Origin of the sequence: Acidovorax sp., assembly GCF_021287135.1 — a bacterium.
Taxonomy (GTDB): domain Bacteria; phylum Pseudomonadota; class Gammaproteobacteria; order Burkholderiales; family Burkholderiaceae_C; genus Acidovorax.
Genome location: NZ_JAJTBB010000041.1, coordinates 1 through 13,459 on the forward strand (window position 1 = coordinate 1; position 13,459 = coordinate 13,459).

At 68.5% G+C, this 13,459-nt stretch carries 10 protein-coding genes; 6 read left to right on the forward strand and 4 right to left on the reverse strand.

Features of this window, described 5'->3' with window-relative positions:
* From LWW96_RS10230 to LWW96_RS10240, 3 genes are all read left to right on the forward strand, one after another.
* Positions 1-181: EAL domain-containing protein (locus LWW96_RS10230; RefSeq protein ID WP_291486607.1), on the forward strand; the 181-nt coding region annotated here is incomplete at its 5' end.
* Between the two features lie 152 nt (positions 182-333).
* Positions 334-5,244: a PAS domain S-box protein gene (locus LWW96_RS10235; protein ID WP_291486609.1), complete on the forward strand. Its 4,911-nt coding sequence runs from the start codon at positions 334-336 to the stop codon at positions 5,242-5,244.
* A 28-nt stretch (positions 5,245-5,272) separates the two neighbouring features.
* Positions 5,273-6,403 carry a two-component system response regulator gene (locus LWW96_RS10240; protein ID WP_291486611.1) on the forward strand — a complete coding sequence of 377 codons (1,131 nt, stop codon included), beginning with the start codon at positions 5,273-5,275 and terminating at the stop codon, positions 6,401-6,403.
* A gap of 274 nt (positions 6,404-6,677) precedes the next feature.
* Here the strand turns inward: LWW96_RS10240 and LWW96_RS10245 are convergent, their stop codons facing one another.
* The gene (locus tag LWW96_RS10245; protein ID WP_291486612.1) at positions 6,678-7,634 is read right to left on the reverse strand and encodes an inositol monophosphatase family protein; all 957 of its coding nucleotides are present in this window, start codon (positions 7,632-7,634) and stop codon (positions 6,678-6,680) included.
* Positions 7,635-7,784: 150 nt separating this feature from the next.
* Between LWW96_RS10245 and LWW96_RS10250 the strand changes: the two genes are divergently transcribed.
* Together LWW96_RS10250 and cysE are read left to right on the forward strand one after the other, a co-directional pair.
* On the forward strand, positions 7,785-8,588 hold the full coding sequence (locus LWW96_RS10250) for an RNA methyltransferase (protein WP_291486614.1): 804 nt from the start codon (positions 7,785-7,787) through the stop codon (positions 8,586-8,588).
* A gap of 35 nt (positions 8,589-8,623) precedes the next feature.
* A complete protein-coding gene (gene cysE, locus LWW96_RS10255; protein WP_291486616.1) occupies positions 8,624-9,409 on the forward strand; it encodes a serine O-acetyltransferase in 786 nt (261 codons plus the stop codon).
* An 87-nt stretch (positions 9,410-9,496) separates the two neighbouring features.
* Here cysE and mog read toward each other — a convergent pair whose 3' ends face one another.
* A complete protein-coding gene (mog, locus tag LWW96_RS10260) occupies positions 9,497-10,102 on the reverse strand; it encodes a molybdopterin adenylyltransferase (RefSeq protein WP_291486618.1) in 606 nt (201 codons plus the stop codon).
* Positions 10,095-10,766, reverse strand: a complete 672-nt coding sequence (gene yjgA / locus LWW96_RS10265) for a ribosome biogenesis factor YjgA (RefSeq protein WP_291486620.1) — start codon at positions 10,764-10,766, stop codon at positions 10,095-10,097. Before yjgA ends, mog begins: the two co-directional genes overlap by 8 nt.
* A 333-nt stretch (positions 10,767-11,099) precedes the next feature.
* On the opposite strand from yjgA, the gene pmbA reads away from it, so the two are divergent.
* Positions 11,100-12,533 carry a metalloprotease PmbA gene (gene pmbA, locus LWW96_RS10270; protein ID WP_291486622.1) on the forward strand — a complete coding sequence of 478 codons (1,434 nt, stop codon included), beginning with the start codon at positions 11,100-11,102 and terminating at the stop codon, positions 12,531-12,533.
* Between the two features lie 72 nt (positions 12,534-12,605).
* Here pmbA and LWW96_RS10275 read toward each other — a convergent pair whose 3' ends face one another.
* Positions 12,606-13,367, reverse strand: a complete 762-nt coding sequence (locus tag LWW96_RS10275; RefSeq protein WP_291486624.1) for an NAD(P)-binding oxidoreductase — start codon at positions 13,365-13,367, stop codon at positions 12,606-12,608.
* Positions 13,368-13,459 lie beyond the last annotated feature (92 nt).

Below are 13,459 nucleotides of genomic sequence, written 5' to 3' on the forward strand. Positions count from 1 at the left end.
CGTGCGCACGATCCTGGCGCTGGCCAAGAGCCTGGACCTGCAGGTGGTGGCCGAGGGGGTGGAGACCACCGGGCAGCTGAGCTTCTTGCGGCTGCACGGCTGCGAGGGGTTCCAGGGCTATCTGTTTGGCCGGCCCGGGCCAGCGGGGGACATTGATGCCTTGCTGCACCCGGCACGCTAGGACGTCTTTGTCCGCACCAACGCGCCGCGTGCCTCCGCAGGCCTGGGCCGCCCGCGGCGCTGGGCGCCTCGCAGCCTTCTGCGGGCCGCTGCGCCTGCGTTGTGCCTGGTGGGTGTGCAGGCGCCAAAAGCTGTGTTTTCAAGAGGTGGCGCATGGCGCGCGGGGATGACGGCGCCGCGCTGGACGGCGCCCTGGCGGCACACCGCGGCCCCGGCCTGCGGGGCTGGGTGGCGGTGGTGGCGCTCGCGCTGCTGGGGGCATGTCTGGCGGTGCTGGGCGTGGTGCACTGGAAAAGCACCGAGCGCGCAAACCAGCGCGCCGAGCTGCTGCAGGAGACGGTCGAGACCCTGCAAACCCGCATCGCCGGCGCCGGCATGCTGGGGGCCGTGTCACTGCTCGGGTTGAGCGAGCCGCTGCTCAAGGCCCTGGCCCTGGGGCAACTCCCGCCGGACGACCCGGAGGCGTTGGCGCGGCTGGCGGTGGCGCGCGGCCGCTTCCTGGTCAATGGCGTGTATGTCATGTCCCGCGACGGGACGGTGGTGGCGCACGAGACGGCGGGCACCCGCTCGACCGGGCTCAACCTGGCGTTCCGGCCGTATTTCCAGCAGGCAATTCAAGGCGTGAACAGCGTGTACGCCGCGATAGGGCGCAACACCCAGGAGCGGGGGCTGTACTACGCCGCGCCGCTGTACGAAAGCGATACGCCTTCCAGCGCCATTGTGGGCGTGGTGATGTTCAAGGTGGGGTTCGAGCTGTTCGACGAGGTGCTCAAGCGCACCGGGATGCCCACCGTGCTGCTGTCGCCGCAAGGGGTGGTGTTTGCCTCCACCCGGCCCGAATGGCTGCTTTCGGTGGCTCCGCCGCTGACCCAGGCGCGCATCGACGCGATCCGGGAGTCGCGCCAGTTTGGCCGGCATTTCGACAACGGCGTTGCCTCGGCGCTGCCCTTTGCCCCGGGGGCAGGGGAGGTGCTGCTCAATGGCGTGCCGTATGCCGTGGACCGGCACCGCGTGGACTGGGGCGATCCGGGCGGGGCCTGGCAGCTGGTGCTGCTGGACGATGTCAGCGCGCTGGTGCCTCTGCCCGTGCGGCTGCAGGCTGGCGGGGCTGCGTTCGTGCTGCTGTGCCTGCTGGGCTGGCTGTTGCTGGAGCTGCTGCGCAGCCGTGCCCGCATGCGCGCCGCGGTGGAGCGCTTCAGGGTGCTGGGCACGGCGCTGGGCAACAGCCCGGTGTCGGTGGTCATCACCGATGGCGACGGGCGCATCGACTGGGTCAACCCGCAGTACGAGCGCAACACCGGCTACACCCTGGCGGAAGTCCGCGGCAAGAAGCCCGCGGTGGTGGCCAGCGGCCAGACCCCTGCGGCGACCTACCAGGAGATGTGGTCCGCCTTGCTGTCGGGGCGCTCGTGGCAAGGCCAGTTCGTCAACCGGCGCAAGGACGGCGCGCTGTACCACGACGAGGCCACGTTGTCCCCGGTGCTGGACGAGCGGGGCCGGCGCATCGCCATCGTGGGGCTGCACGAAGACGTGACCGCGCGCATCCAGGCCCAGCAGGAACTGCAGCGGCGTGAGCGGCTGCTGAACCAGCTGCTGGAGCAGCAGACGGCGATCTTCGACAATGCGCCCCCCATCGCCCTGGTCGGCGACGGGAAGTTCCGGCAATTCAATCCGGCCTTTGTGGAGCTGATGGGGAGCGCGGCCTCGGAGCTGCTGGGCCTGGGCGTTGGCGTGCTGCTGGGCGGGGCCGAGCGCGCAAAGGCCTTCCATGCCGAGGTGACCCCCCTGCTGGAGCGTGGGGAACGGGTGCGGCAGATCACGACCTTGTTCCGCCTGGACGGCCACCGTTTCGAGGCGCGCATGGCGGGACGCCGCGTGCAGCTGGAAGGCTTCCAGAATGCCTCCCTGTGGGTCATCGAGGACGTCAGCGAGCAGCGCCGCGCAGAACTGGCCGTCCAGCAGGCCAAGGACCGGCTGGAGCTGGCGCAGGAGGCGGGCAAGATCGGCGTGTTCGACATCGACCCCGTCTCCGGCCAGGTGCTGTGGAGCGAGAAGCTGCTGGCAATGATGGGGCTGCCGCCCGGCACGCAGGCGCGCTCCCAGGAGGACTGGAAGGAGCGGCTGCACCCGCAGGACCGCGACCGGGCGGTGGCGGCGTTTGCCAGCGCCCTGGCGGGAGGCGAAGCCCATGTGCGCGATTCCTGGCGCATCGTGCGGCCGGATGGCGAGGTGCGCTGGTTCCTCTCGGCGGCTCGCATCTTCCGCGACGGGACCGGACAGCCCGTGCGCGTGGTGGGCGTCAATGTGGACATCCAGGACCAGAAGCTGCTGGAGGCCCGGGTGGCCGAGCAGCTGGACTTCCAGCAGGCGCTGATCGACGCCATCCCGGTGCCTCTGTTCTACAAGGGGGCCGACGGCCGCTACATCGGGTTCAACCGCGCCTACGAGCAGGCCTTCGGGGTGCAGCGGGAGGTCCTGATCGGCAAGACGGTGCTGGACCTGCCGTTCCTGGGCGAGGACGAGCGCGCCCGGTTTGCCGTCGACGCGCAGGAAGCGCTGCGCGGGCTGCAGTCCGTGCACAAGGAGGTGGACCTGCCCTACGCGGACGGCCAGGTCCACCACACGCTGTTCTGGCTGCACGGCTTCTCGCGCGCCGACGGCTCGCCCGGCGGGGCCATCGGCACGTTTGTGGACATCACGGACCGGCAGCGCGCCGAGCAGGAGCTGCGCCTGGCCAAGGAGTTGGCCGAGGAGTCCACGGCGCTCAAGTCCAATTTCCTGGCCAACATGAGCCACGAGATCCGCACACCGATGAACGCCATCATCGGGATGTCGCACCTGGCGCTGAAATCGGGGCTGTCGCCGCGCCAGCACGAGTACGTGAGCAAGATCCAGCAGGCGGGCCAGCACCTGCTGGGGGTGATCAACGATATTCTGGATTTTTCCAAGATCGAGGCGGGCAAGCTCAGCCTGGAGAAACAGCCCTTCGTGCTGGACCGCATGCTGGAGACCGTCTCCGACGTGGTGGGCTACAAGGCCGGCGCCAAGGGCCTGGAGCTGGTGTGCGACGTGGCGGCGGATGTGCCGCCCAACCTGGTGGGCGACTCGCTGCGCCTGGGGCAGATTCTCATCAACTTCGCCAACAACGCGGTCAAGTTCACCGAGGCTGGCGAGATCAGCATCGCCGTGCGCACGGTGGAAACCGCCGGGGACCGGGTGACGCTGCGGTTCGAGGTCCGCGATACCGGCATCGGCATCACCCCCGAGCAGATGGGGCGGCTGTTCCAGAGCTTCCAGCAGGCGGACACGTCCACCACGCGCCGCTACGGCGGCACGGGGCTGGGCCTGGCCATCTGCAAAAGCCTGGCCGAGCTGATGGGTGGCTCGGTGGGCGTGCACAGCGTGGTGGGGCAGGGCTCCACCTTCTGGGTGAGCGTGCCGCTGGAGCGCGGCGTTCCGGCCCGGGCCTTCCTGCCGCCGGCCAACCTGCGGGGCAGCCGCGTGCTGGTGGTGGACGACAACCTCACCGCGGCCACCGTGCTGGCAGACATGCTGCACGCGATGGGATTCGAGGTGGAGCAGGCCCATTCCGGCCTGGACGCGCTGGACTGCCTGCGCGAGGCCATGGCGCAGCACCGGCCGTTCGGCCTCCTGCTGCTCGACTGGCACATGCCGGGCATGGACGGCATCGAACTGGCGGGCCACATCCGCGGCCTGGGCCTGGCCCAGGTGCCCAAGATGCTCATGGTCACCGCCTACGGCCGCGAGGACGTGATGCGCGCCGCGCGCCTGCAGGGCATCGACACGGTGCTGATCAAGCCGGTGAACGCGTCGCTGCTGTTCGACACGCTGATGCAGCCGCTGGCGCACTCCACCGACGTGCGCGACCGCATGGACACGCCACCCCCGACGCCGGAGGCCCTGCCGCTGGCCCTCCGTGGCGCGTCGGTATTGCTGGTGGAGGACAACGAGCTCAACCAGATGGTGGCCGTGGAACTGCTGCGCGATGCGGGCTTTGCCGTGGACGTCGCGGAGAACGGCCAGGTGGCGCTGGACCGCATTGCACAGAAAACGTACGACGTGGTGCTGATGGACATGCAGATGCCGGTGATGGACGGCGAGACCGCCACCCGCGCGCTGCGCCGCGACCCCCGCCATGCCGAGTTGCCCATCATCGCCATGACCGCCAACGCCATGGAGGCGGACCGCCAGCGGTGCTTCGACGCGGGCATGAACGACCACGTGGCCAAGCCGATCGAGCCCGCGGCGCTGTGGGCGGCGCTTGCCCGGTGGATACGCCCGCGGCCCGGTCTGGCCGCGCCGCCCGACGGCGGAGAGCCGGCGGCGGCAGCCCCGCCAGCCGGCGACTCGGCGGGCGCAGCGGGGCCGGCATTTGCCGGCATCGCGGGGCTGGACGCAGCCCTGGGCCTGCAGCGGGCGCTGGGCAAGCCGGACCTGTACGCCCAGCTGCTGCGCCGGTTTCTGCAAGGGCAAGCCGGTGCGGTGCCCGCGCTGGAGCAGGCGCTGGCCGGTGGCGATCTGGCCGGGGCTGAGCGCCTGGCGCACACGCTGCGTTCGGTGGCAGCCAACATCGGTGCGCAAGAGGTTTCCGTGCGGGCCGGCACGCTGGAGCAGGCGTTGCGGGCGCAGCAGGGCGGTGGCCCCCGCGGCACCGGGCCGGAAGACGGCGCTGCGGCGGCTTTGCACGCCCGCCTGCTGGGGGAGCTGGGCAACGCCCTGGACCCGCTGCTCCACGCGCTGCGGGCGTGGCAGCAGGCGGCGGACCCGCCGGGCAGCGCCGTCACCGAGCCGCCCCGTCCCGATGCCGCAGGAGAACCGGCCCCGGACGGCGCGGCGGCCTTGCAGCACCTGCGGGGCCTGCTGGAGCAGGACGACCCTGCAGCCGCGGAGTTTTTCCAACACAATGCGCAGGTATTGAAGCCTGTGCTGGGCCCGGCCTTCCACGCGGTCGAGACGCACACCTTGAACTTTGACTTCGAGCAGGCGCTGGAGGCACTCGCCGGCATGCAGACCACCGAACCCTCTGCCACCGGCGCGCCCTGAGCGGCCCCACACGCAGGAACGCACTTCCATGGACAACGCGCCCTTCGCCCCCCCACCGGCCGCCCTGGTCGAGAAGCCGATTGCCACCGTGCTGGTGGTGGACGACACGCCGGACAACCTGACGCTGATGGGCAGCCTGCTGCGCGAGCATTTCCACGTGAAGGTGGCCAACCATGGGGAAAAAGCGCTCAAGATCGCCCAGTCCGAGCTGCAGCCGGACCTGATCCTGCTGGACATCATGATGCCGGGCATGGACGGCTACGAGGTGTGCCGCCAGCTCAAGGCGCTGCCCGCCACGCGCGACATTCCCGTGATCTTCCTGACCGCCCGCAGCGATCTGGACGATGAGCGCATGGGCCTGGGCCTGGGCGCCGTGGACTACATCACCAAACCCATCAGCCCGCCGATCCTGCTGGCGCGGGTCAACACCCATCTGGCGCTCAAGGCCACGGCCGATTTCCTGCGCGACAAGAGCGCCTACCTGGAGCGGGAGGTGGCCTTGCGCACCCTGGAGGTGCAGGCCATCCAGGACGTGACCATCATGGCCATGACCTCGCTGGCCGAGACGCGCGACAACGAGACCGGCAACCACATTCGCCGCACGCAGCTGTACGTCAAGACCCTGGCCGAGCGGCTGCGCCACCACCCGCGGTTCGAGCATGTGCTGAACGACCGCATGATCGAGCTGCTCTACAAGTCGGCCCCGCTGCACGACATCGGCAAGATCGGCATCCCCGACAGCATCCTGCTCAAGCCCGGCAAGCTCACGGTGGAAGAGTTCGAGATCATGAAGACCCACACCACGCTGGGCCGCAACGCCATCGACGAGGCCGAGCGGCGCCTGGGCATGCGCGTGGCCTTCCTGAGCGTCTCCAAGGAGATCGCCTACAGCCACCAGGAGAAGTGGGACGGCTCGGGCTACCCCGAGGGGCTCAAGGGCGATGCGATTCCCGTGTCGGCCCGCCTGATGGCCGTGGCGGACGTGTACGACGCGCTGATCAGCCGGCGGGTGTACAAGCCCGCGTTCTCGCACGACCAGGCCTGCAGCACCATCGTGCGCGGCAAGGGTACGCATTTCGACCCGGACATGGTGGATGCGTTTGTGGACATCGCGGAAGACTTCCGCAGCATTGCGCAGAAGTACCCTGATCCGGGATAGAGGACAACCCCCTGAGTCGCTTCGCGCCTCGGCACCACCGCCAGAGGCGGTGGCTCTTCGGGCTCGTCCAAGCCTGCGCGGGCAGGCTCGGAGCCGCGGCCCTCAGCCCCTTCTCTCGAATTGCTGCGCAATTCGGGAAGGGGGACGCAGCCAGCGCGGCGGGGCGGCCCTTGCGCGGCTGCCCTGGCGTGCGTCGCGCCCACTGCGCGGTCCCGCTAGGAAACGCGCCTAGGGGGCACCGTGCGCAGGTTCCATGGCTGGGGGTGGGATGGCTTTAGAACGGAGCGTCTTCGCCCTTGCCTGCGTCCGCTTGGGATGCCGCCGATTCGGCTGCATCCGCAGCGCCTTCTGCCTCTGGCGTGTGGGTGGCTTCGGGCGCATCGGCCGCAGCCGCCTGGCGCACGGCCGCCTTGTCGCCAGCGCTCGCAAACTTGCTGTACTTGCCCAGGATGGGCACCAGCTGGCCGTAGATGCGCGGGTTGCCGGCCAGGCATTCGCGCTGCTCCAGGAAGTCGGCCTCGCCCGTGAAGTTGCCCACCAGGCCGCCGGCCTCGGTCACCAGCAGCGAGCCGGCCGCCACGTCCCAGATCGACAGGCCCGATTCAAAGAACCCGTCGGTGAAGCCTGCGGCCACGTAGGCCAGGTCCAGCGCGGCGGCGCCGGGGCGGCGCAGGCCGGCGGTGCGCTGCATCACCTCGCCCATCATGTTCATGTAGCTCTTGAAGTTGTCGCCCGGGCGGAAGGGGAAACCGGTGGAGATCAGGCAGTCCTTGAGCTGGGTGCGCTTGGAGACACGGATGCGGCGCTCGTTCAGGAAGGCGCCGCGGCCCTTGGTGGCGGTGAAGAGGTCGTTGCGCGTGGGGTCGTACACCACGGCCTGTTCGACCTTGCCCTTGACGGTGAGCGCAATGCTCACGCAGTACACGGGAAAGCCGTGGATGAAGTTGGTCGTGCCGTCCAGCGGGTCGATCACCCACACAAAGTCAGAGTCCTTGGCGCCGTATTCGCGGCCGGTTTCTTCGGCCAGGATGCCGTGGCCGGGGTAGGCCGTGAGCAGCGTCTCGATGATGGTTTTCTCGGACGCGTGGTCGATCTCGGTCACGAAGTCGTTGATCTGCTTTTGCGAGATCCGCACCGATTCCACGTCCAGGGCCGCGCGGTTGATGATGGCGCCGGCGGCGCGTGCGGCCTTGATGGCCACGTTGAGCATGGGGTGCAGATTGGACGACATAAATTGTGGTGTTGGGCAGCGCGGCCGGCGAGGGCGCAGGCGCTGCGTGGCAGGATGAGCGGTCAGGTCGGGCCCGTCCCGGCGATGCGGGCGGCGACAATGGAGGGCGGGATTTTACCCGCAGAGCCTTTTTTCGCCTAACGCCCGCCCATGAAGACCCGTTTCATCCTGATCAACACCAGCCACGCCGGCAATGTGGGGGCTGCTGCCCGCGCCATGAAGACCATGGGTTTTGACGACCTGGTGCTGGTGGCCCCGCGCTGGGCCAACGTGCTGCGGCGCGAGGAAACCATCCAGCGCGCCAGCGGCGCCCTGGACGTGCTGCACAACGCGCGCATCGTGGCCACGCTGGACGAGGCGCTGGACGGCATGAGCCACCTGTGCGCCACGGCCATGACGCCGCGCGACTTCGGCCCGCCCACGGTGGCGCCCCGGGCGCACTTTGAATCGCTATTGAAAAATGAGCTGCCGGCGCTTGCTGGACAAGCGCTAGAGGCCAAAAACGCTTCAAATTCAGAGGCGGAGGCATCCGGCCCTGCAACGCAGGCGGGCGTGGCCTTCCTCTTCGGCTCCGAACGCTTTGGCATGGCCAACGAAGACGTCTACCGCTGCCATGTGGCGCTGTCGATCCCCACGAATCCGGGCTTTGGCTCGCTGAACCTGGGCGCGGCCATCCAGGTGATTGCCTATGAGTGGCGCCAGGCGCTGGGCGGCTTTGCCGTGCAGGACGCCACGCCGCCGCGTGCGCTGGCCGATGCCGCCCAGGTGGCGGGCATGCTGGGCCATTGGGAGCAGGCGCTGGCCGCCATCGGTTTTCTGGACCCCGCCGCCCCCAAAAAGCTCATGCCGCGCCTGAACCAGCTTTTCAACCGCGCGCAGCTGAGCCCGGAGGAAATCCACATCCTGCGTGGTGTCGCCAAAGCCATGATCGAGACGGCGCAGGCCAGCCGCTAGACTGTCAAGCCAATTTACAAATAACCATAACAACCATGTTTGCCCGCCTGCGCTCCGATATCCAGTGCATCCTCGACCGCGATCCTGCTGCGCGCAGCACGTGGGAAGTGATCACCTGTTATCCGGGCCTGCACGCGATCTGGCTGCACCGCCCCGCGCACTGGTGCTGGCACCACGGCCTGAAATGGCTGGGCCGATTCATCTCGCACTTTGCGCGCTGGCTCACCGGCATCGAGATCCACCCGGGCGCCAAGATCGGCCAGCGCGTGTTCTTCGACCACGCCATGGGCGTGGTGGTGGGCGAGACGGCCGAGATCGGCGACGGCTGCACCATCTACCAGGGCGTGACGCTGGGCGGCACCTCGCTGTACAAGGGCGCCAAGCGCCACCCCACGCTGGGCAAGGACGTGGTGGTCAGTGCGGGCGCCAAGGTGCTGGGCGGCTTCGAAGTGGGCGACGGCGCCAAGATCGGCAGCAACGCCGTGGTCATCAAGCCCGTGCCCGCCGGCGCCACGGCGGTGGGCATTCCGGCGCGCATCATTCCGTCCAAGGAAGGCCAGAGCGCCGACGTGACCACCGAGCCCCAGCAGCCGCGCAAGTTCACGGCCTACGGCATCACGCAGGAGGACGACCCACTCTCGCAGGCCATGCGCGGGCTGATCGACAACGCCTCGTCGCAAGAGCACCAGATCGCGCTGCTGTGGCAAGCGATCGAAAAGCTCTCCAGCGCCAACCAGCAGGCCAAGGACTGCGTGCCCTGCGACGCGGCGCTCAAGGAGCAGTTTGAGGCGGGCAAGCTCAACGAGCTGGTGGGCAAGTAGCGGTTCTTGTTCGATTGCTATCAAAAAATAGCTGCCAGCGCTTGGTACGCAAGCGTTGGCAGCTATTTTTGTGTTGAATGCGGCTGGTCAGGTGGCGCGCGGCGCGCGGATGGCGCTCTTGGGCCGGAACGCCTTGCACACCGCGTCCCGCGTTTCCAGGTAGGGCCCGCCGATCAGGTCGATGCAGTACGGCACGGCCGCAAAGATGCCCGGCACGATCTGTTGGCCCTCGGCATCCTTCAAGCCTTCCAGCGTCTCGGCAATCGCCTTGGGCTGGCCGGGCAGGTTGATGATCAGGCTCTGCCCGCGGATCACCGCCACCTGGCGCGAGAGGATGGCGGTGGGCACGAATTTCAGGCTGATCTGGCGCATCTGCTCGCCAAAGCCCGGCATCTCCTTGTGGGCCACGGCCAGCGTGGCCTCGGGCGTCACGTCGCGCAGCGCGGGGCCGGTGCCGCCGGTGGTCAGCACCAGGTGGCAGCCGGCGGTGTCCACCAGCTCGACCAGGGTGGCGCTGATGCCCGCCTGCTCGTCGGGGATCAGGCGCGGCTCGAACGTGATGGGGTTGTGCAGTGCGCGGGTGAGCCAGTCCTGCAGCGCGGGCAGGCCCTTGTCTTCATAGACGCCGCTGCTGGCACGGTCGCTGATGGAGACGATGCCGATTTTTACGGGGTCGTGCAGGGCTTCACTCATCGCCGCGGTCCTCGTCGCTGTCGGTGGCATCGTCCGCGCCCGTGCCGCCCAGGTGCTCGCGCACCAGCTGGAACAGCTCGCGGTACGCACGGCCCTTGCGGGGCGCCAGGCCTTGCGAGACCTGGACATTGGCCTCTTTGCCCGCGGGCTGGGCATCCTTGCGCGCCTGGCGGATCAGCGCGCGCAGCTGCTGCGTGTCGGTGCTGGGGTGCTCGGCCATCCATGCGGCCAGCGCCTCGTCGTCGGCAATCAGGCGGTCACGCCAGTGCTCGGCCAGGTGCAGCTGCATCTTTTCGGCGGCCGAGCCCTTGTGCTGCTCTTCCAGCGCCTGGCGGGCGGCTTCCACCAGTTCGGGCTCCAGCTTGCGCATGAGCTTGCCCACGTACTGCATCTGGCGGCGCTTGCCCTCGAAGTTGGTGATGCGCTTGGCTTCGTTGATGGCCTCGACCAGCTTGTCGGGCAGGCCCACCGCGTCGAACAGGTCAGTGCGCAACGTCAGCAGCTCCTTGCCCAGCGCCTGCAGTTCATCGCTCTCGCGCTTGAGGTCGGTGCGGCTGGCGTCGGACGTGCCTTTGAGTTCGGCCTTGAGCTGCAGGTCCAGCTCGCTGCCTTCGGCAACAAACTGGCCCCGCACGAAGTAGCCTTTTTTGGGTTTGCGTGACATGGGGTGGGGGCAAAAAATAAGTGGCGCTAAGAGCCTGTTTACGATCTCGCAGGGGTCGCGTTGGAGCGCAATCGGGATGAGTGGATGCTTCGGGTGCGCCGCATGGGCTCCTGCCCATGCAAGCAGCCGGGGCGTCCAATCGCCCGATTTCGCTCCAACCCTTCGGGCAGCAGTCTTTGCGGGCGGTCTGCGGCGTTGCGGCGCTTGCCAATAGCCGAGCTATTGGCTGCACACCGCGCCTCGCATTCCATCCCGCAAAGACCACTGCGCGACCCCTGGGAGATCGTGAACAGGCTCTCGACGCGCCACAGCGGCAAGTATCATAGCTTTGCTATGAACCAACCTTCCACCCGCGCCGCGCGCACGCCGCACGCAACCCAGGCCCAGGCCACATCCCAGACCCCTGACAGCGGCTTCAGCTACAGCCGCGCGTTTTTTGAAGACCTGGTGGACCGCGCCCTTGCGCATGCCAAGAAGCTGGGAGCCACCGATGCGGGGGCCGAGGCGTCGGAGGGCTGCGGCCTGTCGGTCAGCGTGCGCAAGGGCGAGCTGGAGAACGTGGAGCGCAACCGCGACAAATCCCTGGGCGTGACCGTCTACATCGGCCACCGCCGCGGCAACGCCAGCACGTCCGATTTTTCGGACAAGGCGATCGAGCAGACGGTGCAGGCGGCCTACGACATCGCCCGCTTCACGGCCGAAGACCCGGTGGCCGGCTTGCCGGACGCCGAGGACATTGCACCCGCCGACACGCACCGCGACCTGGATCTGTTCCACCCCTGGGCCATCACCAGCGCGCAGGCCGCCGAGATGGCCAAGGCCTGCGAGGCGGCGGCTTTCAAGACGCACCGCCGCATCACCAACAGCGAAGGCGCGGGCGTGTCCGCCCAGCAGAGCCATTTCTTCAGCGCCCACACGCGGGGCTTTCGCGGCGGCTATGCCAGCTCGCGCCACAGCTTCTCGGTGGCGCCGATTGCCTCGCTGCCCGGCAAGAACGCCGAGATGCAGCGCGATGCCTGGTTCAGCTCCATGCGCAACGCCGACGAGCTGGCCTCGCCCGAGGCCGTGGGCCGCTATGCCGCCGAGCGCGCGCTCAGCCGCCTGGGCAGCCGCAAGATCCCGACCACGCAATGCCCAGTGCTGTTTGAGTCCACCCTGGCCGCCGGCCTGCTGGGCGGCTTCGTGCAGGCCGTCAGCGGCGGCTCGCTGTACCGCAAGAGCAGCTTTTTGCTCGACTCGCTGGGCAAGATGGTCTTCCCCAAGCACATCGACATCCTGGAAGACCCGTTCATCCTGCGCGGCAAGGGCAGCTCGCCGTTTGACGAAGAAGGCGTGCGCGTCGCGCCGCGCAAGGTCGTCAAGGGCGGGCGGGTGGAAGGGTACTTCCTGTCCAGCTACTCGGCCCGCAAGCTGGGCATGAAGACCACGGGCAATGCCGGCGGCTCGCACAACCTGGTGATGACCTCGCGCCTCACGCAGGCCAGCGACAACCTGGACGCCATGCTGCAAAAGCTGGGCACGGGCCTGTTGGTGGTGGAGCTGATGGGCCAGGGCGTGAACTACGTGACGGGCGACTATTCGCGCGGCGCCAGCGGCTTCTGGGTCCAGAACGGCCGCATCGCCTACCCCGTGCACGAGATCACCATCGCGGGCAACCTCAAGGACATGTTCAAAGGCATTGAGGCCGTGGGCGCGGACGCCTACAACTACGGCGCCAAGACGGTGGGCTCCATCCTCGTCAACCGCATGAAGGTGGCGGGCAGCTGATTTTCCGGCGGCTGGATCGGCCGCCTCCCCACCGAGGCCCTTGCCCTGGCAAGGGCCTTTTTCTTGGTCGTTTCAGGTGGAGCCGCCGGGCTGTGCGGCCCAGGTGTCCTTTTTCCCGCGCATCCCCACGGGCAGCGCGAGCCCGACGCGGTGGCGCGACAGGGCGTCCCGGGGTTCCAGGTGGGCCAGCATCACGGCGGCCGCATCTGCATAGGGAACAATCATTTGCGGCACTTTCGATGCGAACAGCAAGAGGAGCAGCGGCCCCGGCAGCTTGCCGGCCAGCGCCGGCACGGGGACCGGGAGCTGGTCCGTTGCAACGCGCAGGCTGGCGGCGCCCAGCGCGGGCTGGTCCACCATGGGCCCAGGGCACAGCAGGCGCCAATCGAGGGGCGAGGCACTCAGGCGCTCGAAGTTCTTGCGGTGCGGCCAGTAGGTGGCGCGCACCTTGGGCAGTTCCACGCCGCGGCGCCCCGTCTGCCCGATGTCGAGGGCAGCGGCGCCGCCCAGAAACCAGCAAACGGGCCGTTCGGCGGGAGCGAGGGACTCCACGCTGGAAACGATGCGGTCCATGAGGTCCACGAAGGCCTGCCCTTCGGTCACGTGCCCAGCGCAGTTGATCAGGGCGTCATGCCCCCGGATGAGGTCTGCCAGGGCGGCGATGGCCACGCGGCCCAGGTCCACCGCATGCACCGTGATGTGCGACCGGAGGGTTGCGGGCAGCTTGGCCGGGTTGCGCACCAGCACGGCCACTTGGTGGCCTGCGGCAACGGCCTGCTGGAGCACCTGGCGGCCGAGGGAGCCGGTGGCCCCAAGAATGAGAAGACGCTTCATGGTGAGAGGGCTCAAGGACATAGGGCGTAGAAGGTTGCTTGCCGAGGGTCCGGTGCACGCAGTCATCGGCTCGACGGGCGATGATTCCACGC

Excerpts from the sequence above, each read along its gene's own strand:
- LWW96_RS10235 (WP_291486609.1), top strand. The coding sequence starts at position 334 with ATGGCGCGCGGGGATGACGGCGCCGCGCTGGACGGCGCCCTGGCGGCA.
- LWW96_RS10240 (WP_291486611.1), top strand. The coding sequence starts at position 5,273 with ATGGACAACGCGCCCTTCGCCCCCCCACCGGCCGCCCTGGTCGAGAAG.
- LWW96_RS10245 (WP_291486612.1), bottom strand. The coding sequence starts at position 7,634 with ATGTCGTCCAATCTGCACCCCATGCTCAACGTGGCCATCAAGGCCGCA.
- LWW96_RS10250 (WP_291486614.1), top strand. The coding sequence starts at position 7,785 with ATGAAGACCCGTTTCATCCTGATCAACACCAGCCACGCCGGCAATGTG.
- cysE (WP_291486616.1), top strand. The coding sequence starts at position 8,624 with ATGTTTGCCCGCCTGCGCTCCGATATCCAGTGCATCCTCGACCGCGAT.
- mog (WP_291486618.1), bottom strand. The coding sequence starts at position 10,102 with ATGAGTGAAGCCCTGCACGACCCCGTAAAAATCGGCATCGTCTCCATC.
- yjgA (WP_291486620.1), bottom strand. The coding sequence starts at position 10,766 with ATGTCACGCAAACCCAAAAAAGGCTACTTCGTGCGGGGCCAGTTTGTT.
- pmbA (WP_291486622.1), top strand. The coding sequence starts at position 11,100 with ATGAACCAACCTTCCACCCGCGCCGCGCGCACGCCGCACGCAACCCAG.
- LWW96_RS10275 (WP_291486624.1), bottom strand. The coding sequence starts at position 13,367 with ATGAAGCGTCTTCTCATTCTTGGGGCCACCGGCTCCCTCGGCCGCCAG.